Annotated in this window: 24 protein-coding genes and 1 pseudogene; 15 read left to right on the top strand and 10 right to left on the bottom strand. The window is 70.5% G+C overall.

Going from position 1 to position 26,035, the window contains the following annotated elements; all coding sequences use genetic code 11:
* Positions 1-65: 65 nt before the first annotated feature.
* A pseudogene (locus LJ657_RS10645) lies at positions 66-805 on the top strand (SDR family NAD(P)-dependent oxidoreductase).
* 6 nt (positions 806-811) lie between these two features.
* On the opposite strand, the gene LJ657_RS10640 reads toward LJ657_RS10645, so the two are convergent.
* Positions 812-1,912, bottom strand: coding sequence for a mechanosensitive ion channel family protein (locus LJ657_RS10640; protein WP_232648187.1), 1,101 nt, complete (start codon positions 1,910-1,912; stop codon positions 812-814).
* Between the two features lie 107 nt (positions 1,913-2,019).
* Here LJ657_RS10640 and LJ657_RS10635 point away from each other — a divergent pair, with 107 nt between their 5' ends.
* Complete coding sequence (locus LJ657_RS10635) at positions 2,020-2,589, top strand: dienelactone hydrolase family protein (RefSeq protein WP_232648186.1); 570 nt, start codon at positions 2,020-2,022, stop codon at positions 2,587-2,589.
* Positions 2,590-2,611: 22 nt separating this feature from the next.
* On the opposite strand, the gene LJ657_RS10630 is transcribed toward LJ657_RS10635, so the two are convergent.
* The 4 genes from LJ657_RS10630 to LJ657_RS10615 all read right to left on the bottom strand — a co-directional run bounded on the left by LJ657_RS10630 (position 2,612) and on the right by LJ657_RS10615 (position 7,409).
* On the bottom strand, positions 2,612-4,282 hold the full coding sequence (locus LJ657_RS10630) for an alkaline phosphatase D family protein (RefSeq protein ID WP_232648185.1): 1,671 nt from the start codon (positions 4,280-4,282) through the stop codon (positions 2,612-2,614).
* 75 nt (positions 4,283-4,357) lie between these two features.
* Positions 4,358-5,182 carry a thioredoxin domain-containing protein gene (locus LJ657_RS10625; RefSeq protein ID WP_232648184.1) on the bottom strand — a complete coding sequence of 275 codons (825 nt, stop codon included), beginning with the start codon at positions 5,180-5,182 and terminating at the stop codon, positions 4,358-4,360.
* A 118-nt stretch (positions 5,183-5,300) separates the two neighbouring features.
* Positions 5,301-6,005 (bottom strand): hypothetical protein, encoded by a 705-nt coding sequence (locus tag LJ657_RS10620; RefSeq protein WP_232648183.1) that lies wholly within the window; start codon positions 6,003-6,005, stop codon positions 5,301-5,303.
* Between the two features lie 78 nt (positions 6,006-6,083).
* Positions 6,084-7,409: a DUF2252 domain-containing protein gene (locus tag LJ657_RS10615; RefSeq protein ID WP_232648182.1), complete on the bottom strand. Its 1,326-nt coding sequence runs from the start codon at positions 7,407-7,409 to the stop codon at positions 6,084-6,086.
* A gap of 204 nt (positions 7,410-7,613) precedes the next feature.
* Between LJ657_RS10615 and dnaE the strand changes: the two genes are divergently transcribed.
* Positions 7,614-11,153 (top strand): DNA polymerase III subunit alpha, encoded by a 3,540-nt coding sequence (gene dnaE / locus LJ657_RS10610; protein WP_232648181.1) that lies wholly within the window; start codon positions 7,614-7,616, stop codon positions 11,151-11,153.
* A 119-nt stretch (positions 11,154-11,272) separates the two neighbouring features.
* Here the strand turns inward: dnaE and LJ657_RS10605 are convergent, their stop codons facing one another.
* Positions 11,273-11,437, bottom strand: a complete 165-nt coding sequence (locus tag LJ657_RS10605) for a hypothetical protein (RefSeq protein WP_232648180.1) — start codon at positions 11,435-11,437, stop codon at positions 11,273-11,275.
* Between the two features lie 234 nt (positions 11,438-11,671).
* Here LJ657_RS10605 and LJ657_RS10600 point away from each other — a divergent pair, with 234 nt between their 5' ends.
* The 4 genes from LJ657_RS10600 to LJ657_RS10585 all read left to right on the top strand — a co-directional run bounded on the left by LJ657_RS10600 (position 11,672) and on the right by LJ657_RS10585 (position 15,674).
* A complete protein-coding gene (locus LJ657_RS10600) occupies positions 11,672-12,883 on the top strand; it encodes an NYN domain-containing protein (RefSeq protein WP_232648179.1) in 1,212 nt (403 codons plus the stop codon).
* 146 nt (positions 12,884-13,029) lie between these two features.
* The gene (locus LJ657_RS10595) at positions 13,030-14,004 is read left to right on the top strand and encodes an ABC transporter ATP-binding protein (protein WP_232648419.1); all 975 of its coding nucleotides are present in this window, start codon (positions 13,030-13,032) and stop codon (positions 14,002-14,004) included.
* Positions 14,005-14,122: 118 nt separating this feature from the next.
* Complete coding sequence (locus tag LJ657_RS10590; protein WP_232648178.1) at positions 14,123-14,944, top strand: ABC transporter permease; 822 nt, start codon at positions 14,123-14,125, stop codon at positions 14,942-14,944.
* A gap of 34 nt (positions 14,945-14,978) precedes the next feature.
* Positions 14,979-15,674, top strand: a complete 696-nt coding sequence (locus LJ657_RS10585; protein WP_232648177.1) for an AAA family ATPase — start codon at positions 14,979-14,981, stop codon at positions 15,672-15,674.
* Positions 15,675-15,983: 309 nt separating this feature from the next.
* On the opposite strand, the gene ybaK is transcribed toward LJ657_RS10585, so the two are convergent.
* The 4 genes from ybaK to LJ657_RS10565 all read right to left on the bottom strand — a co-directional run bounded on the left by ybaK (position 15,984) and on the right by LJ657_RS10565 (position 20,024).
* Positions 15,984-16,487, bottom strand: coding sequence for a Cys-tRNA(Pro) deacylase (ybaK, locus tag LJ657_RS10580; protein ID WP_232648176.1), 504 nt, complete (start codon positions 16,485-16,487; stop codon positions 15,984-15,986).
* Positions 16,488-16,499: 12 nt separating this feature from the next.
* Positions 16,500-17,240 (bottom strand): LON peptidase substrate-binding domain-containing protein, encoded by a 741-nt coding sequence (locus LJ657_RS10575; protein WP_232648175.1) that lies wholly within the window; start codon positions 17,238-17,240, stop codon positions 16,500-16,502.
* 11 nt (positions 17,241-17,251) lie between these two features.
* Positions 17,252-18,304 (bottom strand): hypothetical protein, encoded by a 1,053-nt coding sequence (locus tag LJ657_RS10570; protein WP_232648174.1) that lies wholly within the window; start codon positions 18,302-18,304, stop codon positions 17,252-17,254.
* Positions 18,305-18,446: 142 nt separating this feature from the next.
* Positions 18,447-20,024: an oxidoreductase gene (locus LJ657_RS10565; RefSeq protein ID WP_232648173.1), complete on the bottom strand. Its 1,578-nt coding sequence runs from the start codon at positions 20,022-20,024 to the stop codon at positions 18,447-18,449.
* A 170-nt stretch (positions 20,025-20,194) separates the two neighbouring features.
* Here LJ657_RS10565 and hisD point away from each other — a divergent pair, with 170 nt between their 5' ends.
* The 8 genes from hisD to hisF are packed head-to-tail and all read left to right on the top strand — an operon-like array spanning position 20,195 to position 25,939.
* Positions 20,195-21,520 (top strand): histidinol dehydrogenase, encoded by a 1,326-nt coding sequence (gene hisD / locus LJ657_RS10560; RefSeq protein WP_232648172.1) that lies wholly within the window; start codon positions 20,195-20,197, stop codon positions 21,518-21,520.
* The gene (locus LJ657_RS10555) at positions 21,517-22,638 is read left to right on the top strand and encodes a histidinol-phosphate transaminase (protein WP_232648171.1); all 1,122 of its coding nucleotides are present in this window, start codon (positions 21,517-21,519) and stop codon (positions 22,636-22,638) included. Before hisD ends, LJ657_RS10555 begins: the two co-directional genes overlap by 4 nt.
* Positions 22,635-23,237 (top strand): imidazoleglycerol-phosphate dehydratase HisB, encoded by a 603-nt coding sequence (gene hisB / locus LJ657_RS10550; protein WP_232648170.1) that lies wholly within the window; start codon positions 22,635-22,637, stop codon positions 23,235-23,237. Before LJ657_RS10555 ends, hisB begins: the two co-directional genes overlap by 4 nt.
* The gene (locus tag LJ657_RS10545) at positions 23,234-23,398 is read left to right on the top strand and encodes a CG2302 family histidine operon protein (protein ID WP_232648169.1); all 165 of its coding nucleotides are present in this window, start codon (positions 23,234-23,236) and stop codon (positions 23,396-23,398) included. Before hisB ends, LJ657_RS10545 begins: the two co-directional genes overlap by 4 nt.
* Positions 23,395-24,039, top strand: coding sequence for an imidazole glycerol phosphate synthase subunit HisH (hisH, locus tag LJ657_RS10540; protein WP_232648168.1), 645 nt, complete (start codon positions 23,395-23,397; stop codon positions 24,037-24,039). Before LJ657_RS10545 ends, hisH begins: the two co-directional genes overlap by 4 nt.
* A gap of 3 nt (positions 24,040-24,042) precedes the next feature.
* Positions 24,043-24,768: a bifunctional 1-(5-phosphoribosyl)-5-((5-phosphoribosylamino)methylideneamino)imidazole-4-carboxamide isomerase/phosphoribosylanthranilate isomerase PriA gene (gene priA, locus LJ657_RS10535; RefSeq protein WP_232648167.1), complete on the top strand. Its 726-nt coding sequence runs from the start codon at positions 24,043-24,045 to the stop codon at positions 24,766-24,768.
* On the top strand, positions 24,765-25,187 hold the full coding sequence (locus tag LJ657_RS10530) for a RidA family protein (RefSeq protein ID WP_232648166.1): 423 nt from the start codon (positions 24,765-24,767) through the stop codon (positions 25,185-25,187). Before priA ends, LJ657_RS10530 begins: the two co-directional genes overlap by 4 nt.
* Positions 25,184-25,939, top strand: a complete 756-nt coding sequence (gene hisF, locus LJ657_RS10525) for an imidazole glycerol phosphate synthase subunit HisF (RefSeq protein ID WP_232648165.1) — start codon at positions 25,184-25,186, stop codon at positions 25,937-25,939. The genes LJ657_RS10530 and hisF overlap by 4 nt, the downstream gene beginning before the upstream one ends.
* Positions 25,940-26,035 lie beyond the last annotated feature (96 nt).

Here is a 26,035-nt window from a genome sequence, read left to right as displayed (position 1 = left end):
TGATCCGCGCATGGCGGGTGTGTAAAAGCAGCGACCGGGCCGCATGCGGTGCGTAGGGTCGGATCATGGCTCGTAATGTCGTAATCAGCGGTGGCGGTACGGGAATCGGATGTGCCGCGGCGCAGGTCTTCGCGGCGGACGGGGATCGGGTCCTGCTGCTCGGGCGGCGGGCGGAGGTGCTGGAGAAGGCCGGGGTGCCGGGGGCGTCGGTCTACGCGGCCGATCTCAGCGATCCGGCCGACGTGCGCGGGGTCGCCGGCTTCGTGGAGCGGGAGTTCGGGACCGTGGACGTACTGGTCCACGGTGCCGGGGGCGCCGGGCACCTGGAGCCCGCCTCCGACAGCGACGACCCGCTCGACCGCGTCGCGCACGACTGGACCGTCAACTTCCGGATCAACACCCTCACCGCGGCCCTGCTCACGGAGGCCCTGAAGGACCGGCTGGCCACGCCCGGCGGGCGGGTGCTGTTCGTCAGCTCCATCGCCGCCTACCGGGGGTCCGGCAGCGGGGCGTACGGGGGCGCCAAGGCCGCGCTGCACCCGTACGCCCATGATCTCGCCCGGGAGCTGGGGCCGCGCGGGATCACCGTCAACGTGGTCGCGCCCGGGTACATCGAGGACACGGAGTTCTTCGGGCCGCGGATCGACCCCGCGCGGCGCGAACGGCTCGTCGAGGACACCTTGGACAAGCGCGCCGGCACCCCCGGCGACGTGGCCGCGACCCGCACTGGCTCGCCTCCCCGGGCGCCGGGCATGTCACCTCGCAGGTCGTCCAGGTCAACGGGGGTGCGGAGCGCGGCCACTGAGACGGTTCAGCCGCGGCCCGTCCTCGACGACTGGTGGTTGCGGATTGCCGCGCCGTCCGGGGAGCGCCGGCTCGACGGCAGGGCCGCGTCCGAGGTGTTGACGCGGGGCAGGGCGTACGGGTGCTGCTCGTACAGCCAGCGGACCATGTGCTCGCGGACGGTGACCCGTACCGTCCATATGTCGTCCGCGTCCTTGGCCGTCACCAGGGCCCGTACCTGCATGGTGTTCGGGGTGGTGTCGGTGACGGCCAGGCCGTAGTCGCGGCCGTCCCAGGCCGGGCACTCGCGCAGGATGTCGCGGAGCTTCTCGCGCATCAGCTCCACTGGCGCCGAGTGGTCGAGGTGCCAGTAGACGATGCCCGTCATCTGGCTGCCGCCGCGGGACCAGTTCTCGAACGGCTTCGAGGTGAAGTACGAGACCGGCATGGTGATCCGCCGCTCGTCCCAGGTCCGCACGGTGAGGAAGGTCAGCGTGATCTCCTCGACCGTGCCCCACTCGCCGTCCACCACGACCGTGTCGCCGAGCCGCACCATGTCGCCGAAGGCGATCTGCAGCCCCGCGAACAGGTTGCTGAGCGTCGACTGGGCCGCCACACCGGCGACGATGCCGAGGATGCCGGCCGAGGCCAGCAGCGAGGCGCCCGCGGCACGCATCGCCGGGAACGTCAGCAGCATCGCGGCCGAGGCCACGACGCCGACGATCGCGGCGACCACCCGCATGATCAGCGACACCTGGGTACGCACGCGCCGTACGCGGGCCGGATCGCGGTGCAGGCGGGCGTAACGCGAGTAGGACGTCTCCACGACGGCCGCCGCGATACGGATCACGAGCCAGGCCGTCGACCCGATCAGCACCAGCGTCAGCGTCCGGCCGACGCCGACCTCGTGCTCCTGCAGCAGTCGGGCCTCGTCGTAGGACCCTCTGAGCATGGCCGAGCAGAGCACCAGCTGGTAGGGGATGCGGCCGCGGCGCAGCAGACCCCACAGCGGGGTCTCGCCGTGCCGCTCGTCGGCCTTGCGCAGCAGCAGGTCGCTGGCCCAGCCGATGAGCAGCGTGAGCAGGACCGAGCCGCCGATCACGATCAGCGGGCGGAGTACGTTCTCCATGCCTGCGAACCTAACCGGACCCGGGGGGTCATGAACATGTGAGTTCGGGCTCGTAGGGGGTATGGCCACCGAGCGGCGTTGTCAGTCCCGGCTGGCACGATGGCCTCATGAACATCATGCTCTTTCACTCGACCTACGGCCTGCGGCCCGCCGTGCGCGAGGCCGCGGACCGGCTGCGCGCCGCCGGGCACGAGGTGTGGACCCCGGACCTCTTCGACGGGCGTACGTTCGAGACGGTCGAGGAGGGCATGGCCTTCAACGACGGGATCGGCAAGGACGAGCTGCTCAGGAGGGCCGTCCTGGCCGCCGCGCCTTACTCGGAGCGGGGCCTTGTGTACGCCGGGTTCTCGCTCGGCGCCTCCGTCGCGCAGACCCTCGCGCTCGGCGACGAGAGGGCCCGCGGGCTGCTGCTCCTGCACGGCACGTCGGACATCGCGCCCAATGCGTCGGTGGACGACCTGCCGGTCCAGCTGCATGTCGCCGAGCCGGACCCGTTCGAGACGGACGACTGGCTGAGCGCCTGGTATCTGCAGATGGGCAGGGCGGGCGCGGACGTGGAGATCTACCGATACGCGGGAGCCGGCCACCTCTACACCGACCCCGAGCTGCCGGACCACGACGAGGAGGCCGCCGAGGCCACCTGGCGGGTGGCCCTCGGCTTCCTCGAGACCCTCTAGGAGCCCTCTGTCCGGGAGCCCTCTATACGGGGTCGTAGGTCCGCTCGACCTTCTGCGTGCCGGTGAGCGTGCGGTACGAACGGGCCCAGGAGGACGTCGCGTCGGCCTTCGTACGGTCGGACAGGACGTAGTAGTCCATCTGCGCGCGCTCGGCGGTGATGTCCAGGACGCCGTAGCCGTGGCGGTCGGTGTCGACCCAGTGGACGTGCCGGTTGGCCGCCTTGATGATCGGCGAGGCGATCGCGGAGACCGTGCCCTCGGGGACCTTCACGATGTCGTCGAGGTTGTCGGAGGTCACCGAGGTGACGACGAACTCCGTGGCGGCAGAGGCCGACAGCGGGTATGTACCGGCGTCCACCGGTACGTCGTTGGCCCACGCCATGTGGATGTCGCCGGTCAGGAAGACGGTGTTGCCGATCGCGTTCGAGCGCAGATGGGCCAGCAGTTCGCGCCGGTCGTCCGTGTAGCCGTCCCACTGGTCGGTGTTCACGGCGAGGCCGTCCTGCGGCAGGCTCAGCAGCTTGGCCAGCGGTTTGAGCAGGTCGGCGGTGAGTGAGCCGATGACGAACGGCGCGATCATCACCGAGTTGCCGACCAGCCGCCAGGTGGTGTCGGACGCCTTCAACCCGGCCTTCAGCCAGTCGAGTTGGGCCCGCCCGGTGATCGTGCGGTCCGGGTCGTCGACCGAACCGCTGCCCGAGGACGCCTGCTGGGAGCGGAAGGAGCGCAGGTCGAGGAGGGAGAGGTCGGCGAGCTTGCCGAAGCGCAGCCGGCGGTAGGTGGTGCCCGCGATCGCCGGGCGGACCGGCATCCACTCGAAGTAGGCCTGCTTGGCGGCCGCCCTGCGGTCGGTCCAGGTGCCCTCGGCGCCCTCGGTGTGGTTGACCGCGCCGCCGGACCACGCGTTGTCGGCGAACTCGTGGTCGTCCCAGATCGCGACGACCGGCGCCTTGTGGTGCAGGGCCTGCAGATCCGGGTCGGTCTTGTACTTGCCGTGCCGGGTGCGGTAGTCGGCGAGCGTGATGATCTCGTTCGTCGGCGCGTGCGGGCGGACGACCGTGCCGCGGGCCGCGTACTCGCCGGACTTGTACTCGTAGATGTAGTCGCCGAGATGGAGCCACGCGTCCAGGTCGTTACGGGCCGCGAGGTGCCGGTACGAGGCGAAGTAGCCGCCCTCCCAGTTGGCGCAGGAGACCACGCCGAAGCGCAGGCCGGGTACGGCGGCGTCGGCGGAGGGCGCGGTACGGGTGCGGGCGACCGGGGAGTCGGTGGGGCCGGCGGAGAAGCGGAACCAGTAGTCGGTGGCCGGCTCCAGGCCCCGTATGTCCGCCTTGACGGTGTGGTCGGAGGCGGCGCTCGCGGTGATCGAGCCCTTCGCGACGATGTTCGTCAGCGCCTTGTCCCTGGCGACGATCCAGCTGACCTCGGTGTCCGGGCCGACTCCGGACCCCGGTACCGCCTCCGCGGTGGGCGTCACGCGGGTCCACAGCAGGATGCCGTCGGGCAGCGGATCGCCGGAGGCGACGCCGTGCAGGAAGGCGGGCGCCTCGGCGGCGGCCCGGGCGGGCAGGGCGGCGGCGAGCGGGCCGGCCAGAACAGCGGTGGCCGCCGCGGCCTTGACGACCGTACGGCGGCGGGGCGAGAGGGAGTTGGCGCCCTCGGAGGCTTCGGATGATCTGTATCGACTGGTCACGACCGATCAGGTTACTGATCGGTACGAAGGGAGGGCGGGCGAACTCCGTAAGTTCGCCCGCCCTTCATGCCGTGGCTATGCCTTCAGGGCCGCGTCCACCAGCCGGTTGAAGTCCGCCACCGACATGGGCGGGTTGCCGGTGGGCTGGCCGTTGGTGGTGATCAGCTTGCCGTTCATCACGAAGCTCGGCGTGCCGGAGACGCCGTCCTTGTTGTTGTTGAAGGTCGCTGACATGGCCATGGCCCAGGCGTCGTAGGTGCCCTTCTTCACCGCGTTCTGGAACTGGGTGTTGTTCTTCAGCGCGGGAACGGTGTCGGCGACCTTGATGAGGTAGGCGTCGTCCTTGAACTTGTCGGTCGTCTCGTCCGGGTGCCACGTCGTCGAGTACAGCGCGCTCTTGTACTCAAGGAACGCCTCCGGGCTGACGTTCAGCGCGGCGCCCAGCGCGCTCAGCGCGTTCTTGGAGCCCTGCCCGTTGTCCTTGTTGTCGATGAACGTGCCACCGATGTACTGGATCTTGTACTTGCCGTCGTCGACGTCCTTCTTCACCGTCGCACCGACGGTCTGCTCGAACGAGGCGCAGATCGGGCAGCGCGGGTCCTCGTAGACCTTCAGGGTCTTCTTGGCGGTGTTCTTGCCGATGACGACGGTGGTGCCCTTGGCACCGGTGGTGTTGGCGGGGGCGACGACCTTGGCGTCCTTCAGACCCGCCCAGTAGGCGGGCTTGTTGGCCTGGACGACGGCGTAACCTATGCCGCCGGCCGCCGCCAGTACGGCCACGACCGAACCGGCCACGATGGCCTGCCGCTTGGCCTTGGCCCTCTTGGCCTGGCGCTCGCGCTCCTGCCGCAGCCGCTCTCGGGCCGCCGTCTTCGATGCCTGGCTGTTCCGCTGGCTCATGTCGGTGTTCTCCATGTGGGACGCGCATACGTCGTACGCGGGATACGTGTGGGGGACTGGTCGTGCTCAGGTGCTGTGCGGAGTGACGGTGCGCGCTGTACCACGCACCAGGAGTCGCTCAGGCGAAGACGACCGAGTACGGCGGTCCACGCCGTCCCAGGGAGTGCACGAGGATGCGCTCGCGTGCGCCGGCCGCGGGGCGGCCGGTGTGCCGTACGCGTCGCACCGGCGCAGCCGACCGGACGGTCACCGCGGCGACGGCCAGCAGCAGCGGACGGAAGGTGGTCGCGGTCACCGCGCGGACCAGCTGGGCCAGCGCCCGCTCGCCGCGGCGCAGCCAGGCGGCGGCCAGCAGGCCGACGCCGACGTGAGCGGCCAGCAGCAGCCAGGCGGTGGCCGGGTCGGCGTGGGCGAGCAGGGCGGCGAGCCGGTCGGTGCCGTTGCCGGTCACACGGGCCAGCGGGGCGGTCGCCCCGGTACCGAGGCCGGTGCCGTTGCCGCAGAGCAGGTCGAAGCCGACCGAGCGCAGGGGGCCCGCGACGGGGCCGCCCGCGCGGCCGTAGCAGACGTGCTGGCCGGTGGTGAAGACCGTGTCGGCGGCCAGCTCCAGCGGGATCAGCAGGGCGGCGATCCGCGCGAAACCGCGCTCGCGGCCGGCCAGGGCGTAGGCCACGGCGAACACGGTGGCGGCGACCGCGGCCACCGTGTTCAACGGCAGCGGGACCCGCGACAGCAGCACGTGCGACGCGGTGCTGAGCGTCACGACGAGTGCCGTGAACAGCGCCGCGCGAAGCGCTCTGATGCGGGTCCCGAATATGTCCATTGCGTGGAGAGTCTGTCACGCGGCCCTGTAAGGGACCCCTAAAAGTGCCCTGTGAGACAGCGGACCGAGAGCAGACCGTTAGAGCCCCGGGATCCGGCCGTTGCGGAACAGGTCCACGAAGGTCTGGTGGTCGGCACGCGCGCGTGCGCCGTAGCTGTGCGCGAAGTCGGTCAGCACGCCCGCGAAGCCGTCCTCGTCGGCGGCGATCGCCGCGTCGATGGCCCGCTCGGTGGAGAACGGCACCAGGGACTCGCCGGACTGGTCGTCCGCCGCCGCGTGCATGGTGGCCGTGGCCCGGCCCAGGTCGGCGACGACGGCCGCGATCTCCTCCGGGTCGTCGATGTCGCCCCAGTCGAGGTCGACGGCGTACGGTGACACCTCGGCGACCAGCTGCCCCGAGCCGTCCAGCTCGGTCCAGCCCAGCCACGGGTCGGCGTGCGCCTGCAGGGCGCGCTGCGAGATCACCGTGCGGTGGCCCTCGTGCTGGAAGTAGTCGCGGATCGCCGGGTCGGTGATGTGCCGGGAGACGGCCGGGGTCTGGGCCTGCTTGATGTAGATCACCACATCGTTCTCCAGGGCGTCGCTGTGGCCCTCCAGAAGGATGTTGTACGACGGCAGGCCGGCCGACCCGATGCCGATGCCCCGGCGCCCGACCACGTCCTTCACCCGGTACGAGTCCGGGCGGGCCAGGGAGGCGTCCGGCAGCGTCTCCAGATAGCCGTCGAAGGCGGCGAGGACCTTGTAGCGGGTCGCGGCGTCCAGCTCGATCGAGCCGCCGCCGGGCGCGAAGCGCCGCTCGAAGTCGCGGATCTCCGTCATGGAGTCCAGCAGCCCGAAGCGGGTCAGAGAGCGCGCGTCACGCAGGGCGTCCAGGAGCGGCCCCTGCGCGGTGTCCAGCGTGAACGGAGGCACCTCGTCGCTCTTCGCGCCGGTCGCCAGGGCGTGGATGCGCTCGCGGTACGCGCCCGCGTACACCTCGACCAGCTCGGTGATCTGGTCGTCGGCGAGCGCCTTCGCGTACCCGATGAGGGCGATGGAGGCGGAGAACCGCTTCAGGTCCCAGGTGAAGGGGCCGACGTACGCCTCGTCGAAGTCGTTGACGTTGAAGATCAGACGGCCGTTCGCGTCCATGTACGTGCCGAAGTTCTCCGCGTGCAGATCGCCGTGGATCCACACGCGCGAGGTGCGCTCGTCGAGGTACGGGCCGCCCCGCTTCTCGGCGTCCAGGTCGTGGTAGAAGAGGCACGCCGTACCCCGGTAGAAGGCGAAGGCCGAGGCCGCCATCTTCCGGAACTTCACGCGGAACGCTGCCGGGTCGGCGGCCAGGAGCCGGCCGAAGGCGGTGTCGAAGACGGCGAGGATCTCCTCGCCGCGCTGCTCGTCGTTGAGCTGGGGAACCGACATCGCGGGGTGCCTCCTGGTGCATGGATGTGTACGACGGCGTTTCTGTTTTTCCAACGGCCGAGGGTGCGCGGAAGTGCCCGCGATCCTCGCAGTGAAGGTACGCGGGGCAGCGCCCGGATTGTCAGTCCCGAGGCATAGACTTCGACGCTGACCCCAGGACTGTCCGCCAGCCCGTCGTCCAGCGTTTCCCTTGGAGGCCCGACCGTGTCAAAGCCGCCGTTCACGCACCTGCACGTCCACACCCAGTACTCGCTGCTGGACGGTGCCGCGCGGCTGAAGGACATGTTCGACGCCTGCAACGAGATGGGCATGACCCATATCGCCATGTCCGACCACGGCAACCTCCACGGGGCGTACGACTTCTTCCATTCCGCGAAGAAGGCCGGGGTCACCCCGATCATCGGTATCGAGGCGTATGTCGCCCCGGAGTCGCGGCGCAACAAGCGCAAGATCCAGTGGGGCCAGCCGCACCAGAAGCGGGACGACGTCTCCGGTTCGGGTGGTTACACCCACAAGACGATGTGGGCCGTGAACTCCACCGGTCTGCACAACCTCTTCCGGCTCTCCTCCGACGCCTACGCCGAGGGCTGGCTGCAGAAGTGGCCCCGGATGGACAAGGAGACGATCTCCCAGTGGTCCGAGGGGATCGTCGCCTCCACCGGCTGCCCCTCCGGCGAGCTCCAGACGCGGCTGCGCCTCGGCCAGTACGACGAGGCACTGAAGGCGGCCGCCGACTACCAGGACATCTTCGGCAAGGACCGCTACTTCCTGGAGCTGATGGACCACGGCATCGAGATCGAGCACCGGGTCCGCGACGGCCTCCTGGAGATCGGCAAGAAGCTCGGCATCCCCCCGCTGGTCACCAACGACTCGCACTACACGTACGCGCACGAGGCGACCGCCCACGACGCCCTGCTGTGCATCCAGACCGGCAAGAACCTCTCCGACCCGGACCGCTTCAAGTTCGACGGCACCGGCTACTACCTGAAGTCCACGGAGGAGATGTACGCCATCGACTCCTCGGACGCCTGGCAGGAGGGCTGCGCCAACACCCTCCTGATCGCCGAGATGGTCGACACCACCGGCATGTTCGAGGCCAAGAACCTCATGCCGAAGTTCGACATCCCCGAGGGCTACACCGAGGTCACCTGGTTCAAGGAGGAGGTCCGCCGCGGCATGGAGCGCCGCTTCCCCGGCGGCATCCCCGAGGACCGCCAGCGCCAGGTCGAGTACGAGATGGACGTCATCATCCAGATGGGGTTCCCGGGCTACTTCCTCGTCGTCGCCGACTTCATCATGTGGGCCAAGAACAACGGCATCGCGGTCGGCCCCGGCCGAGGCTCCGCGGCCGGCTCGATCGTCGCCTACGCCATGGGCATCACCGACCTCGACCCGATCCCGCACGGCCTGATCTTCGAGCGGTTCCTCAACCCCGAGCGCGTCTCCATGCCCGACGTCGACATCGACTTCGACGAGCGCAGGCGCGTCGAGGTGATCAGGTACGTGACCGAGAAGTACGGCGCCGACAAGGTCGCCATGATCGGCACGTACGGCAAGATCAAGGCCAAGAACGCGATCAAGGACTCCGCGCGCGTGCTGGGCTACCCGTACGCGATGGGCGACCGCATCACCAAGGCCATGCCCGCCGACGTCCTCGGCAAGGGCATCGACCTCAACGGCATCACCGATCCCTCGCACCCCCGGTACTCGGAGGCGGGCGAGGTCCGCGGGATGTACGAGAACGAGCCCGACGTGAAGAAGGTCATCGACACCGCCAAGGGCGTCGAGGGCCTGGTCCGGCAGATGGGCGTGCACGCCGCCGGCGTGATCATGTCCAGCGAGACCATCACCGAGCACGTGCCCGTGTGGGTCCGGCACACCGACGGCGTGACCATCACACAGTGGGACTACCCGAGCTGCGAGTCGCTCGGCCTGCTGAAGATGGACTTCCTCGGCCTGCGCAACCTGACGATCATGGACGACGCCGTCAAGATGGTGAAGTCCAACAAGGGCATCGACCTGGAGCTGCTGAGCCTCCCGCTGGACGACCCGACGACCTTCGAACTGCTCCAGCGCGGCGAGACCCTCGGCGTCTTCCAGTTCGACGGCGGCCCCATGCGCTCGCTGCTGCGCCTGATGAAGCCCGACAACTTCGAAGACATCTCCGCCGTCTCCGCGCTCTACCGTCCCGGCCCGATGGGCATGGACTCACACACCAACTACGCGCTGCGCAAGAACAAGCTCCAGGAGATCACCCCGATCCACAAGGAGCTGGAGGAGCCCCTCCAAGAGGTCCTGGCCGTCACCTACGGCCTGATCGTCTACCAGGAGCAGGTGCAGAAGGCCGCCCAGATCATCGCGGGCTACTCGCTCGGCGAGGCCGACATCCTGCGCCGCGTGATGGGCAAGAAGAAGCCCGACGAACTGGCGAAGAACTTCACCATCTTCCAGGCCGGCGCCCAGAAGAACGGCTACAGCGACGAGGCCATCCAGGCCCTGTGGGACGTGCTGGTCCCCTTCGCCGGATACGCCTTCAACAAGGCGCACTCGGCCGCGTACGGCCTGGTCTCGTACTGGACGGCATACCTCAAGGCGAACTACCCCGCCGAGTACATGGCCGCGCTGCTGACCTCCGTCAAGGACGACAAGGACAAGTCGGCCGTCTACCTCAACGAGTGCCGCCGCATGGGCATCAAGGTGCTCCCGCCGAACGTCAACGAGTCGGTGCACAACTTCGCCGCCCAGGGTGACGACGTGATCCTCTTCGGCCTCGAAGCCGTGCGCAACGTCGGCACCAACGTGGTCGAGTCGATCATCAAGAGCCGCCAGGCCAAGGGCAAGTACGCCTCCTTCCCCGACTACCTCGACAAGGTCGAGGCGGTCGCGTGCAACAAGCGCACCACTGAGTCGCTGATCAAGGCGGGCGCGTTCGACACACTGGGGCACACCCGCAAGGGCCTGACCGCGCACTTCGAGCCGATGATCGACAACGTGGTCGCGGTCAAGCGCAAGGAGGCCGAGGGCCAGTTCGACCTCTTCGGCGGCATGGGCGAGGAGGAGAGCGACGAGCCAGGCTTTGGACTCGACGTGGAGTTCACCACCGACGAGTGGGACAAGACCTATCTGCTCGCCCAGGAGCGGGAGATGCTCGGTCTGTACGTCTCCGACCACCCGCTCTTCGGCCTGGAGCACGTGCTGTCCGACAAGGCCGACGCGGGCATCTCCCAGCTCACCGGCGGTGAGCACGCGGACGGCGCGGTCGTCACCATCGGCGGCATCATCTCGGGCCTGCAGCGCAAGATGACCAAGCAGGGCAACGCCTGGGCGATCGCCACCGTCGAGGACCTCGCGGGCTCCATCGAGTGCATGTTCTTCCCGGCGACCTACCAGCTGGTGTCGACCCAACTCGTCGAGGACGCCGTCGTGTTCGTCAAGGGCCGCCTCGACAAGAGGGAGGACGTGCCGCGGCTGGTGGCGATGGAACTCCAGGTCCCTGACCTGTCCAACGCGGGCACCAACGCCCCCGTGATCCTCACCATCCCGGCAACGAGGGTCACCCCGCCGATGGTCAGCCGCCTCGGCGAGATCCTCAGCCACCACAAGGGCGACAGCGAGGTCCGCATCAAGCTCCAGGGCCCGACCAGGACCACCGTCCTGCGCCTGGACCGGCACCGCGTCAAGCCGGACCCGGCGCTCTTCGGCGACCTGAAGGTGCTGCTCGGACCGTCCTGCCTGGCCGGCTGAGCGACGTACACACGCAGGCGGACGAGCCGAGGACGAAGGGCGCACCCGGTGAGCCGGGTGCGCCCCTCTGTGTGCCTGGGTCTCAACAACCCGTTATGAAGATGTCAGTTGTGAGCCGGTCAGTTGTGACCGAAGCGCTTCTGCTTGCCCTTGCGCGCCATGTCACCAGGCGTCGCCTGACTCAGGCGCTGCTCGGCCTGCGACTCCATCGAGGAGTGCTGGGGCGTCTGCTGGGCGCGCTCGGTCTGCGGCTGCTTTCGCTCACGGTTCTTGTTCTTGGCCATGGTTCTGCCTCCTGTGGGGGATCTAGGGGCCAGGGCCGCGACCAGATTCACATAGGCTGACAACGAGCGCATTTCGGATAATTACCGTCTGTGACAGGGCATCTCGGAGCGCAAGGACGCTGGGCGCGACCCGAAACGCCACGCCGAAGATCGAGTTCGGGCCGTTAACCCCCGCGCAGTCGGGCAGACTCGAAGGAAGCCCGAAGCAAACCTCCCGGAAAGAGGGTGGATCGCGTGGACCGCTGCATCGTCCTGGTGGACGCCGGGTATCTGCTGGGGGCCGCCGCCAGTCTCCTCGCCGGGGAGCCCTCACGATCCCGCATCACCGTCGATCACGCCGCCCTCATCCAGGCCCTGCGTGAACGCGCCGAGTCCGAGACGGAACGGCCGCTGCTGCGCATCTACTGGTTCGACGGCGCCCCCGACCGCGTCCCGCAGCCCGAGCACCGCAGGCTGCGCGTGATGCCCCGGGTCACCGTCCGGCTCGGCGCCCTGACCCGCAGCGACGGACGCTGGGCGCAGAAGGGCGTCGACGCCGCCATGCACGCCGAGCTCACCGAGCTGGCCCGCAACCGCGCCTGCTCCGACATCGTCCTGGTCACCGGCGACGGAGATCTGCTGCCGGGCATGATGGCCGCCAAGGAGCACGGGGTCGCCGTACACCTGTGGGCCGTGCAGGCCGCCGACGGGGACTACAACCAGTCCGAGGACCTGGTCGCCGAGGCCGACGAGCGGCGCGTCCTGGACCGTACATGGATCACCAAGGCCGTACGGGCCAAGGAGCTCGGCGGGATCTGCGCTCCGCCGCCCGTGCCGCGGCCCGAGATCGCAGCGATCCTCTCCGCGCCGCTGCCGGAGTCCGCGCTCGCCGCTGCGGCCGAGCGGAGTGCCGAGGAGGGCGAGCACGCCTCCGCGGCCCGCTCCGAGAACGGCACGCAGGAGCGGGTGCCGGCGCCCAAGGGCGTGCCCACCCCGAAGGACCTGGCCGCGCTGCGCGCCCCCGGGGTGCAGCCGGCCCAGCCTCCCGCGAACGCGACCCTGCGCTGGTCCTCCGACAAGGGCTGGGTCGACCGGCCCACGGCCGAGCCGCCCGATGCCGCCTCGATGCCGACGCTGGCCCAGCTGACCACGGCGGAGCAGCGGTGGGCCGACCGCGAGGAGGACATCACCACGGTCGGCGGCGACCCGTACGAGGTCGGGCAGGTGTTCGCGCGGCGGTGGATGGAGCGCCTGGGCGACCAGAGCCATCTGCAGAAGCTGTCCGGGATGTACCCGCGCGTCCCGCACCGCATCGACGGGGAGCTGCTGCGCTATGCCGCCCGGTTCGGGCTGCTCGCGCACAAGGACGACCAGATCGACGAGCACGACCGGTATGCGATCCGGGCCGGCTTCTGGAGGGAGATCGACGTGCGGACGGCCGCCGAGCACGCTCCCGTGGGTGAGTAGTTCCTCACCGGTGTGCTGACGGCGCTCTTTACCGGGGGATGTGCCGTTATGGACCAACCCGAGAGCGGGCGGGGCCTGCGGACCCCGTACCCTCGTCCCTTGTGAGTACGCGCGCGGCACAGGCACTTCGGCACGGTGGGGATGTCGTGTGCGCGGTGCGCGGACTGACCAAGACCTATCCGGCGGTGCGGGGGCGGCGGGGTGCGCCGGGGACGCCCGCGGTGCGGGCCACCGACGACGTGCGCCTCGACATCCGGCGCGGTGAGATCTTCGGTCTCCTCGGGCCGAACGGTGCCGGCAAGTCCACTCTCGTGCGCCAGCTGACCGGGCTGATGCGGCCCGACGCGGGCCGCGTCGAGATCCTCGGGCACGACATCGTGCGGCACCCGGAGCGGGCCGCACGCATCCTCGCCTACCTGGGGCAGGAGTCGAGCGCCCTCGACGAACTCACCGTGTCCCTCGCCGCCGAGACGACCGGGCGGCTGCGCGGGCTGGAGGCCCGGCAGGCACGGGACGAGCGGGACGCCGTACTCGAGGAGCTGGGGCTCACGGCCATCGCCGGACGGCCGCTGAAGAAGCTGTCCGGCGGGCAGCGGCGGCTGGCGTGTCTCGCCGCCGCGCTGGTCGGGGAGCGGCCCCTGCTGGTGCTCGACGAGCCCACCACCGGGATGGATCCGGTGGCCCGGCGGGCGGTGTGGGCGGCCGTGGACCGGCGGCGGGCCGAGCGCGGGACGACCGTGCTGCTGGTCACCCACAACGTCATCGAGGCCGAGACCGTCCTCGACCGGGTCGCCGTCCTCGACCAGGGACGGGTCATCGCCTGCGACACCCCCGCCGGGCTCAAGGAGCAGGTCGCCGGGGAGGTCCGCGTCGAGCTGGTGTGGCGCGAGAGTGCGCCGCTGCACGTTCCCGAGGTGGCTGCTCTGCGTGAGCGGGCCACCGAGGCCGGGCGCCGCTGGACGCTCAGGCTCGCCCCCGAGGAGGCACGCGCGGTCGTCGCCACCGTCACCGGCGGCAGCGCCTTCGTCGCGCTCGACGACTTCACGCTGGCCACGCCCAGCCTGGAGGACGTGTACCTGGCGCTGGGCGGCGCCGCGCAGCAGGGGCTGGTGAAGGCATGAGCGTCGTCACCGGTGTGAGTGCGCGGGCCGCCGCAGCCGTATGGTCCCTACGGGAGAGGGCGATCGCCCCGGTGGGCCCCGGCTCCGTGGGCCCGAGTGTGAAAGGGAGCAGCGCGACGTGAGTGTCGTACCCGCCGATGTTCTGCCGGGCGGTGCCCTGGCCGCGGAGGAGGCCGACCGCGGAGCGGCCGAGCTCGGGCCTCGGGCGCGGATGTGGCCTGCCCTCGTGGCCATGTACCGGGCGCAGCTCTCGCGCGCGCGGGTGGCCCGGATTCCGCTGCTGTTCGTGGCGACCTTCCAGTCGATCGGGATCATGATCCTGATGCGCGGGGTCGTGGACGGCGGCGGTGAGGCCGAGTCGGTGGTGGCCGGGGCGTCGGTGCTCGTGGTGGCGTTCGTCGCGCTGAATCTGCTTGCGCAGTACTTCGGGCAGCTGCGGGCCAGCGGCGGGCTCGACCACTACGCGACGCTGCCGGTGCCGCCTGCGGCCGTGGTGCTGGGGGCGGCCGGGGCGTATGCGTCCTTCACCGTGCCCGGGGCCGTGGTCACGGCGGTGTTCGGGTGCGTGCTGTTCGGGCTGCCGCTGGCGCATCTGTGGGTGCTCGCCGCGGTGATTCCGCTGGCGGGGGCGGCCCTGGCCGGACTGGGCGCGGCGCTGGGACTGCTCGCGCCGCGGCCCGAACTGGCCACCCTGCTCGGCCAGTTGGGCATGTCCGCGGCCCTGCTGCTCGGGGTGCTGCCGGCCGACAGGATGCCCGAGGTCGTCCGGCTCGCACGGGATCTGCTGCCGTCGACATACGGCGTCGAGGCCTTCGCACGGACCTTCGGGGCGCATCCCGACTGGGCCTTCGTGGTCGGGGACCTCGCCGTGTGCGCCGGAGTGGGCGTGATCTCGCTGGCCGTCGCCACCTGGGCGTACCGTCGGGCGGCCGTCCGGTGACGCGCCGCACAGACGGGCCTGGCACGATGGCAGGGTGACCGCACCGTTGACTCCGCCTCCGCCGCCGCATGAACAGTCCTCGCAGGATGCGTGGCAGCCCCCGGCTGCCGGGTACGTGGCTCCTGTGGCGCATGACGCCGTATGGGACGGCACGTACGGACAGGACGGGCCCGGAATGAAGACCGAATTGCGCGAGGCCGCCGTGGTCACGGTGGCGGTGGCGGTCGCGGGTGTACTGCTCGGGGTGCTGTGGTGGTGGCTGGCGCCGCATGTGCCGCTCGTCGGTGACGTGGTCGACAAGAGCTGGGTCGTCTATCTCTCCGACAGCGAGGGGGAGCAGGCGATCGGGGTGGACGGAACGTTCACGCTGCTCGCGGTGGCCTTCGGTGCGGTGAGTGCCCTCGGGGTCTTCTTCTGGCGGCGGCGCGGGGGTGTGCCGTTGGCTGTGGCGCTGGGGGTCGGGGGGCTGCTCGCGTCGTTGCTGGCCTGGAAGCTCGGGGTGCGGCTTGGGCCCTCGCAGGATGTGATCGCTCATGCGAAGCAGGTGGGCAAGGGGGTCACGTTCTCCGCGCCGCTGAAGCTCGGGGCGAAGGGGGCGTTGCTGGCGTGGCCGTTGGCTGCGCTGGTGGTGCATCTCGGGCTGACGGCGTTGTTCGGGCCTCGGGATCCGGAGCCGTATCAGGAACACGGGGGTGTTCCCAAGGATCCCTATGGGGAGCCGATGGCGTAGGTGCGGTGCCGTTGGGGTTGCGGCGGGTTTTTCGCCCCCGCCGCCCCTGCCCATTCCCGTCCCTGGGGGGCTGCGCCCCCCAGACCCCCGGTTTCGGCCTGGACGGCCTCGTCCTCAAACGCCGGACGGGCTGGAGAGACAGAGCCGGACGGGCTGAACCATGCCGCCCGGCGCTTGAGGGCTTGAGGCTGTCCTACGCGGGGCGGTGGCCGTGGTTGGAGCGGCCTTTCTTCAGGCGCCACTTGCGTTTGCGTGTTTTCTTCGACATGTCCCTCGTACCTAGTCGAGGTCGGGGCAGTCGTCGAGGGGTCACGCACGTCCGATGGGGGCCACTACCGCTTCCGTCAGCTTGGTCAGGTCGTCGGGGGAGAGTTCGACCTCCAGGCCGCGGCGGCCCGCCGAGATGCAGATCGTGGGGTGGGCGGCGGCCGAGGCGTCCAGGACCGTGGGGAGTTTCCTGCGCTGGCCCAGGGGGGAGATGCCGCCCCGGACGTAGCCCGTGGTGCGCTCGGCGAGGGCCGGGTCTGCCATGGCGGCTCGTTTGCCGCCCACCGCCGAGGCCAGGGCCTTGAGGTCCAGCTGGCCCGCCACGGGGACCACGGCCACCGTCAGGGCGCCGTCCACGTCCGCGACCAGGGTCTTGAAGACGCGGTCCGGAGAGACGCCCATCGCCTCAGCGGCCTCCTCGCCGTAGGAGGGTTGGGACGGGTCGTGGTCGTAGGCGTGGATCGTGTACGGGACCCCGGCCGAGGTCAGGGCCACCGTCGCCGGCGTGCCGCCCGCCTGTTGCTGCTTCCTGGACTTCTTCGCCATCCTCGGCCCGTTTCAGTTGAGGCTCGTGCGGCCGCGCGTCAGTTCCGACGCCGGCAGTGACGGCAGGTTACGGATGATCGCCGTCTCGGAGCGAAGGAGTTTCAGTTCGTCGCGCAGCCGGGAGGCGGTGTCCGGGGCCTGGAGCAGGCGCTGCTTGGTGGGGATGTCCAGCATCATCGCCGCCGCCACCAGGTAGGAGACCACGGACGGTTCGTCGGGGAGGTCGGAGCCGGTCGAGAGGGACCGCTCGCGTGCGCCTGCCAGGCGTTTCTGGTACTGGCGAAAGGCCCTCAGGACGCCTTCGGCCAGTGCGCCCGCCCCGTCGCCCGGTTCCTCCGGGAGTTCTTCCAGCTCCGCCGTCAGAAAGGGGCCCGAGGCGTCCACGGACACCAGGCGTGCCCGGGTCGTGCCAGTTGCCAGGACCTCGAAGGTGCCGTCCTCGTGTTCGCGGATCGTCGCCGCGTCCGCGACGCAGCCCGTCGCGTGGAACGACCTGACCGGGTCGGGGCCGAAGCCGGCCGAGGGGCCCACTTCGGGCAGGGCCGTGGGGTCGGGCATGCCGGGCGCGCTCAGTGCCACCTCGTGGCCGTCACGGATCGCCACCACGGCGAACCGGCGCGGTTCGTCCTCCGGGGTCTTGAGCAGAGTGCGCAGCATGGCGCGATAGCGCTCCTCGAACACGTTCAGGGGCAGTACCAGCCCCGGGAACAGCACCGAGTTCAGCGGGAAGAGCGGGAGACGGACGGTGGTCACGACGCAAGAGCCTAGTGGTCGGCGGAGCGGGCGCGTCCGGCGCGCCCGTTCCGTGGATGCCGGGGCGGGGGCATGAGGCCTGTCGTACGGGCGAGGATGTCGCCGCGCACCTTGAGGAAGAGAACCAGCGGGTCGTCCGACAGCCGGCCCCAGGGGAACGACGTGGCGTAGGGGCCGATCCGGTGCAGCTCGGTGAGGGCCTCCTGCCAGCGGTCCAGACGTACGAGGACGTACATCAGCTTGTTGCGGATCTCGGCCGGCCACGGGTCGGCCGCCGGGAAGCGGGCGGAGAACGCGATCGCCCGGTCGGCCGCGGCGTCCAGCCGTGCGCGCGGCACCTCGGCGCCGACGCCGTCCGTCAGACAGGCGAAGGCCGCCCGGGACGGCAGCGCCTGGATGAGGGAGCCGGGCGGGGCGTCCTGCGCGGCCAGGTCGGCGAAGTCGAAGCACTCGCGGTGGGAGCCCTGCCAGGACGCGGCCAGATAGCGCAGGGCCGCCACATGGCAGCCGTAGTGGTGCGGGGCGCGGCGCAGCGCCGCCTCCCACAGCTCGCCGAAGTACTTGGGGCCGGCGCCGGTGCCGCGCGCATGGTCCAGCGCGAGCCGCCACGGCACCGGGTCGTGGTCGTCGCCCCGCGCGGCAGCCGTGATCAGTGGGCTCACCTCGCGCAGCAGTTCCGCGCGTGCCGGGGAGCGCCAGGCGTCGTCCACCGCGAGCTGGGCCCTGATCAGGAGTACGTCCGGGTCGTGCGGGGTGGCGGCGGACCACGCCCGCAGCCATTCCGGGCGGGCGTGCGCGAAGGCGGCGAGGCGTCTCGCGTACCGGTCGCGGTTCTCCCAGTCGCCGCGCGTGCGGGTGTCGGACAGCAGCGCGGCCGCGTGGCCGTGCTCGCCTCCCGCGGCCGCGACCAGCGCGGCGCCGAGGCGGTCGTCGGGCACGTCGAGCAGCACCTCGTCGTCGGCGGGGAGCCCGGCGGCGGGCAGTCCGGCGGGGGGGAGCGGAGCGGTCCGGGAGGTCCGGGCCGCGCGGCTGAACGGATGCAGCAGAGCCATGGTGTCGACCATTGAAAGGCCGCAGGTCAACCCCGCGCCAGGGCCCACGGACAAGTCGTGGAAAGTTGTACGCGGATCGGTCAAGTGCAGGTAAAGGGTGACTGTTCGACAAGTGTTGGGTTGTTGTGTGCGAAACCCCGCTGTTCCCAGAACGTCAGTTCCGTCTCAGCAGGCGCGTCGCCCCCGCCGCCACCGTCGTCGCCAGGATCCAGCCCAGCAGGATCATCGCCGCCGCCAGCCACTGCCAGCCGCCGCTCAGCTGCCAGACGCCGACCTGGCCCAGGTCGATGACCGGGAGCAGCAGGTCCAGGGCGAACAGGGCCGGGTTCCACGGCGGGTGGGCCCCGGGCTGCAGCGGCGGATGACTCGCATGCGCGAAGGCCAGCGAGCCCGCCGCCCACAACACCGCCATCCATACGGCGGCCCGGCCGGGCCGGTATCCGTAGGCCACCGTCCAGTCCTGCGCGTACCCCCACAGCTTGGCGGCGAGCGGGAGGCTCTCGCGGCGTCGGCGCTGCTTGGCGAGGAGCACCTCGCGGGCGTCCTCGTCCTCGCCGCCGGACCGCAGCACGGCGGCGAGCCGCTCGTACGGCTCCGGGTTGTACTCGGCGGTCGCGGCGGTCACCCAGTCCAGCCGTCCGGTCAGCGGGAAGGGGCCCTGCGGCACCAGGTTCTCGTACTGGAAACCGCCCATGTGCAGATTGCCCGGGCCGGGCCAGGCGCTCGCCCGGTCGACCAGGTTGACCACCCGCGCGCCCGACAGGACGACCTTGCCGCGCTGCGGCCGCTCGCCGAGGAAGCGCAGCTCGGGCGTCTGTACCCGGCGCAGCGACAGTTCCTGGTCGTCGGTGAAGGTGAACCGGGCGCGCTCCAGGTCGACCGCGTCCTCGAACCGCCCGTCGTCCAGGCGCACCCCGCCCTGGCACTCGAACCGCTGGATGCGCGTCCCGCGCGCGGGTGTCGCACCGCTCAGCATCGAGGCGCCGACGCCCGCCGGCGTCAGGTACAGGGTCCGTCCGACGGTCAGCTGGGGCGCGTTCAGCGCGAGCCGGCCGTACGGGTTGGCCAGCCGGGCGCCGCGCAGGCTCAGCGACACGCCGATCTTCGCGCTGCGCAGGCTCAGCTCACCGTGCGACTCCAGCAGCTCCGCCTGCAGGTCCTGGCCCACCATCATGCCGTCGCCGGCGATCGACCGGCCGCTGCGGTCGCGGTAGACGATCGCCTGGTTGAGCAGCAGATCCGTGCCGATGTGCGCGTCGGTCAGCCGGATGCCGCCCAGGAAGCGGCAGCGCGGGAGGTGCAGGTCGCCCTCCGTGTGGACGCGGGCGGCCTCCAGGCGGGGCACCGAGCAGTCCACCATGCGCATCGTCGTGAAATGGGCCTCCGGCAGCAGCACGTCCCGCTCGAAACGGCAGCCGCGCATCTCGACGTACGGCACCACCGCCCCGCCCGCGAGGTCCAGCGAACCGCTGATCTGCACCCCGCGCAGCTTCAGCGAGGACACCCGGCCGGCCAGCGCGGGCGGCCCGTCGAGGAGCAGCCAGCACACGATGCGCGCCCGCACGGTCCGCTCGGGCCCCCAGGGGTGCCCGCCGTGCGGATCGTCGGCGACGGTGTCCCCGCTGCTCAGGTCGTACACACTGCCGTTGCGGAAGGCCTGCCACATGCCGGCCTCGGCGGCGGTCAGATCGTCCGGCAGGTCTCCGGCGCGGAAGCCGGCCCCCTCGGTCACTGCGCTTCCATCCCCCTGACTCCTCGTAGCTGTCGCACAACCGTTCATGCCCGCTGTGTGACGTCCCGAACGCTAGACGTGAAGGCGATCTTCCGGGTTCCGCCGGGGTTCTGTATCAGCCACTGGAACGCGCGGACGACGCCTGACCACCGTCTGAGAGAATTGGGCATGTGATCTCCCGAATCGACCTGCGCGGCGACGCCCTCCCCGAGGGCCCAGCCCTGCGCGACCTGCTGCCCCGAGCCGACTTCGACGTTCAGGCCGCCCTGGAGAAGGTGCGTCCGATCTGCGAAGCCGTGCATCATCGGGGCGACGCGGCGCTGATCGACTTCGCCGAGAAGTTCGACGGGGTCAGGCTGGACCGGGTCCGGGTGCCTGCCGAGGCGCTCACGCGCGCGTTGGAGGAGCTCGACCCGGCGGTCCGCGCGGCCCTGGAGGAGTCCATCCGGCGCGCCCGCCTCGTCCACCGCGAGCAGCGCCGTACGACCCACACGACCCAGGTCGTGCCGGGCGGCTCGGTCACCGAGAAGTGGGTGCCTGTGGAGCGCGTCGGGCTGTACGCTCCCGGCGGCCGCTCGGTCTACCCCTCCTCCGTGGTCATGAACGTGGTGCCCGCACAGGAGGCCGGCGTCGAGTCCATCGCCCTCGCCTCGCCTGCCCAGGCCGGGTTCGGCGGTCTCCCGCATCCGACGATCCTCGCCGCCTGCGCGCTGCTCGGCGTCGACGAGGTGTACGCGGCCGGTGGCGCGACCGCCGTCGCGATGTTCGCGCACGGCACCGAGTCCTGCGCGCCCGCCAACATGGTCACCGGCCCCGGCAACATCTGGGTCGCCGCCGCCAAGCGCCACTTCACCGGCAAGATCGGTATCGACGCCGAGGCCGGCCCGACCGAGATCGCGGTCCTCGCCGACGACACGGCCGACCCGGTGCACGTCGCCTCCGACCTGATCAGCCAGGCCGAGCACGACCCACTGGCCGCCGCCGTCCTGGTCACCGACTCCGTCGCGCTCGCCGACGCGGTCGAGAAGGAGCTGGAGCCGCAGGTCGCGGCCACCAAGCACATCGAGGACCGGATCCGCCCGGCGCTCGCTGGCCGGCAGTCCGCGATCGTCCTCGTCGACGGCATCGACGAGGGCCTCAGGGTCGTCGACGCCTACGGCGCCGAGCACCTGGAGATCCAGACGGCGGACGCCACCGCCGTGGCCGACCGGGTGAAGAACGCCGGCGCGATCTTCATCGGCCCCTGGGCGCCGGTCTCCCTCGGCGACTACGCGGCCGGCTCCAACCACGTCCTCCCGACCGGTGGTTGCGCCTGCCACTCCTCGGGCCTGTCCGTCCAGTCCTTCCTCCGCGGCATCCACATCGTCGACTACACGAAGGACGCGCTGGCGGAGGTCGCGCATCACGTGGTCACGCTGGCGGAGGCGGAGGACCTGCCCGCGCACGGTGCGGCGGTCAAGGCGAGGTTCGGTTGGAAGGTGCCCGAGAGCAAGTGAGCGACGTGAGGATCGACGATCTCCCCGTACGGGACGAGCTGCGCGGCAAGTCCCCTTATGGCGCGCCCCAGTTGGACGTCCCCGTACGGCTGAACACCAACGAGAACCCCTACCCGCTGCCCGAGGCGCTGGTCGAGCGCATCACCGAGCGCGTCCGCGAGGCCGCCCGTGACCTCAACCGCTACCCGGACCGCGACGCCGTCGAGCTGCGCACCCAGCTCGCCAGGTACCTGACGGACACCGGCGGCCACGAGGTCGGCCTGGCGAACGTCTGGGCCGCCAACGGCTCCAACGAGGTCATCCAGCAGCTGCTGCAGACCTTCGGCGGACCGGGCCGCACCGCGATCGGCTTCGAGCCGTCGTACTCGATGCACGCGCTCATCTCGCGCGGCACCGGCACCGGCTGGATCTCGGGTCCGCGGGGCGCCGACTTCACGATCGACCTTCCGGCCGCCGAGCGGTGGATCGCCGAGAACAAGCCGGACGTCGTCTTCGTCACCACCCCCAACAACCCGACGGGCAACGCGGTTCCGCGCGAGACGGTCCTCGCGCTGTACGAGGCCGCGCAGGCGGCGAAGCCGTCGGTGGTGATCGTGGACGAGGCGTACATCGAGTTCAGCCACGGCGACTCGCTGCTGCCCCTCATCGAAGGCCGGCCGAACCTCGTCGTCTCACGGACGATGTCGAAGGCCTTCGGCGCGGCCGGTCTGCGCCTCGGCTACCTCGCCGCGCACCCGGCCGTCGTCGACGCCGTCCAGCTCGTACGGCTGCCGTACCATCTCTCCGCGATCACCCAGGCGACCGCGCTGGCCGCCCTGGAGCACACCGACACGCTGCTGAAGTACGTCGAGCAGCTGAAGTCGGAGCGCGACCGGCTGGTGAGCGAGCTGCGCACGCTCGGCTACGACGTCGTCGAGTCCGACGCGAACTTCGTACAGTTCGGGCGGTTCGACGACGAGGGCGGCTCCCACGCCGCCTGGCAGAAAATCCTCGACCGGGGTGTGCTGGTACGGGACAACGGCATCCCGGGGTGGCTGCGGGTGTCCGCCGGAACCCCCGAAGAGAACGACGCGTTCCTCGACGCGGTAAGTGAACTGAAGAAGGAGCACAGCGCATGACTCGCGAAGGTCGCGTTGGAAGAGTCGAGCGGGTCACCAAGGAGACGTCGGTGCTCGTCGAGATAGACCTCGACGGCAGCGGCAAGGTCGATGTGTCGACAGGCGTCGGCTTCTACGACCACATGCTCGACCAGCTCGGCCGGCACGGTCTGTTCGACCTGACCGTGAAGACCGAGGGCGACCTGCACATCGACTCGCACCACACCATCGAGGACACCGCCCTCGCGCTCGGCGCCGCCTTCAAGCAGGCGCTCGGCGACAAGGTGGGGATCTACCGGTTCGGCAACTGCACGGTGCCCCTGGACGAGTCGCTCGCCCAGGTGACCGTCGACCTGTCCGGCCGCCCGTACCTCGTGCACACCGAGCCCGAGAACATGGCGCCGATGATCGGCGAGTACGACACCACCATGACCCGGCACATCCTGGAGTCCTTCGTCGCGCAGGCCCAGATCGCGCTGCACGTGCACGTGCCCTACGGGCGCAACGCGCACCACATCGTGGAGTGCCAGTTCAAGGCGCTGGCGAGAGCGCTGCGCTACGCGAGCGAGCGCGACCCGCGGGCCGCCGGCATTCTCCCCTCCACGAAGGGCGCGCTGTGACCGGGCTGTCGACCATCCTGATCGTTGTCGGCCTCTTCCTGGTCGGCGGCATCATCTCCTTCGTCAAGCAGGGGATGCCGAAGCAGCTGATCGTGCTGCTGTCGATCGGTGCCGCGATGTGCCTGGTCGCCGGGATCATGCGTCTGGAGGTGTGGAGTTGAGCGCTCCTTCGAAGAAGGTCGTCGTCTTCGACTACGGCTTCGGGAACGTCCGGTCCGCCGAGCGCGCCCTCGCCCGCACGGGGGCCGAGGTCGAGATAAGCCGTGACTTCGACAGGGCCATGAACGCCGACGGCCTGCTGGTGCCGGGCGTCGGCGCCTTCGCCGCCTGTATGCAGGGGCTCAAGGAGGCACGCGGCGACTGGATCATCGACCGCCGGCTGTCCGGCGGGCGCCCGGTCATGGGCATCTGCGTCGGCATGCAGATCCTGTTCGCGCGCGGCATCGAGCACGGTGTGGAGACCGAGGGCCTCGGCGAGTGGCCCGGCTCGGTCGAGCCGCTGCAGGCCGAGATCGTGCCCCACATGGGCTGGAACACCGTGGAGGCCCCGGCCGGCTCCGAGCTGTTCGACGGCCTGGACACGGACGCCCGCTTCTACTTCGTGCACTCGTACGCGGTCCACGACTGGTCCCTCGAAGTGCACAACCCGTCGATGCGCGCGCCCAGGGTGACCTGGTCGACGCACGGCAAGCCCTTCGTGGCGGCCGTCGAGAACGGCGCCCTGTGGGCGACCCAGTTCCACCCCGAGAAGTCCGGCGACGCCGGAGCGCAGCTGCTCACCAACTGGATCGGAACCCTGTAGACCATGGCCAAGCTCGAACTCCTCCCCGCCGTCGACGTCCGCGACGGCCAGGCCGTACGCCTCGTGCACGGCGAGTCCGGGACCGAGACCTCGTACGGCTCCCCCCTGGAGGCCGCCCTCGCCTGGCAGCGGTCGGGCGCCGAGTGGCTGCACCTGGTCGACCTGGACGCCGCGTTCGGCACCGGTGACAACCGCGCGCTGATCGCCGAGGTCGCGAAGGCGATGGACATCAAGGTGGAGCTGTCCGGAGGCATCCGTGACGACGCTTCGCTGGCCGCCGCGCTGGCCACCGGCTGCACCCGGGTGAACCTCGGCACGGCGGCCCTGGAGACCCCGGAGTGGGTCGCCAAGGTCATCGCCGAGCACGGCGACAAGATCGCGGTGGGCCTCGACGTACGCGGCACGACCCTGCGCGGCCGCGGCTGGACCCGCGACGGCGGAGACCTCTACGAGACGCTGGAGCGCCTCAACAAGGAGGGCTGCGCGCGGTACGTCGTCACCGACATCGCCAAGGACGGCACGCTGCAGGGCCCCAACCTGGAGCTGCTGAAGAACGTCTGCGCGGCGACCGACCGCCCGGTCGTGGCGTCCGGCGGCGTGTCGTCCCTGGACGACCTCCGCGCCATCGCCGAGCTGGTACCCCTCGGTGTCGAGGGCTCCATCGTCGGGAAGGCCCTGTACGCGAAGGCGTTCACCCTGGAAGAAGCACTGGAGGCTGTGTCTTCATGACGTCCGAAGCCGTACGGCGTGTGCAGAGCGGAAGTCCCTGGGAAGAGTCCTTCGGTTTCGCACGGGCCGTGGCGGCGGGCGACCGTGTGCTGGTGGCGGGAACGACGTCCTTCAAGGGCAGCGTGCTGTACGGCGAGGGCGACCCGTACGAGCAGGCCAAGGTGGCCTTCGCCGGCGCGATCGAGGCGATCGGCGAGCTCGGGCTCGGCGTGGAGTCCGTGATCCTCACGCGCATGTACCTGACCCATGCGCGGGACGTGGACGCCGTGGGCCGGGCCCACAAGGAGCTGTTCGACGCGGTGCGCCCGGTCTCGACCCTTCTCGTGGTGGAGGGTTTCGTCGACCCGCGCATCCTGGTCGAAGTGGAACTGGAAGCCTTCCGAGGCCAGAGGCAATACAGAGGAGCCGTGGATTCATGACCCTGGCGGTCCGAGTCATCCCCTGCCTGGACGTGGACAACGGCCGGGTCGTCAAGGGCGTCAACTTCCAGAACCTGCGCGACGCGGGCGACCCCGTCGAGATGGCCAAGGTGTACGACGCCGAGGGCGCCGACGAGCTGACGTTCCTGGACATCACCGCGTCCTCGGGCAACCGCGAGACGACGTACGACGTGGTGCGCCGTACGGCCGAGCAGGTGTTCATCCCGCTGACCGTCGGCGGCGGCGTGCGCACAGCCGAGGACGTGGACAAGCTGCTGCGGGCCGGCGCCGACAAGGTGGGCGTGAACACGGCCGCGATCGCCCGTCCCGACCTGATCCGCGAGATCGCGGAGCGCTTCGGCCGCCAGGTGCTGGTCCTGTCGGTGGACGCGCGCCGCACCGCCGAGGGCACCTTCGAGGTGACCACCCACGGCGGCCGTCGCGGTACCGGCATCGACGCCGTCGAGTGGGCGCACCGGGCCGCCGAACTGGGCGCGGGCGAGATCCTGCTCAACTCCATGGACGCGGACGGCACGAAGGACGGCTACGACCTGGAGATGATCGCCGCGGTCCGCAAGCACGTGACGGTCCCGGTGATCGCCTCGGGCGGCGCGGGCAGGCTCGCCGACTTCCCGCCGGCCATCGGGGCGGGCGCGGACGCGGTGCTGGCGGCGTCCGTCTTCCACTTCGGGGATCTGCGGATCGGCGAGGTGAAGCAGGCGCTGCGGGAGGCGGGGCACCCCGTCCGTTAGTGGTCCGAGCCCTGGCTGCCTGGTGGTGGCCGGGGCTTTCTCGTCGGCAGATGCGAAAGATAAGTTGCGCAAAATAAGTTGTGCAACTTTTCTTTT

The sequence above is a fragment of the Streptomyces guryensis genome, from assembly GCF_021261325.1.
Taxonomy (GTDB): domain Bacteria; phylum Actinomycetota; class Actinomycetes; order Streptomycetales; family Streptomycetaceae; genus Streptomyces; species Streptomyces guryensis.
The sequence above is the reverse complement of the archived record's forward strand: the minus strand, read 5'-3'. Positions and strand labels throughout refer to the sequence as shown.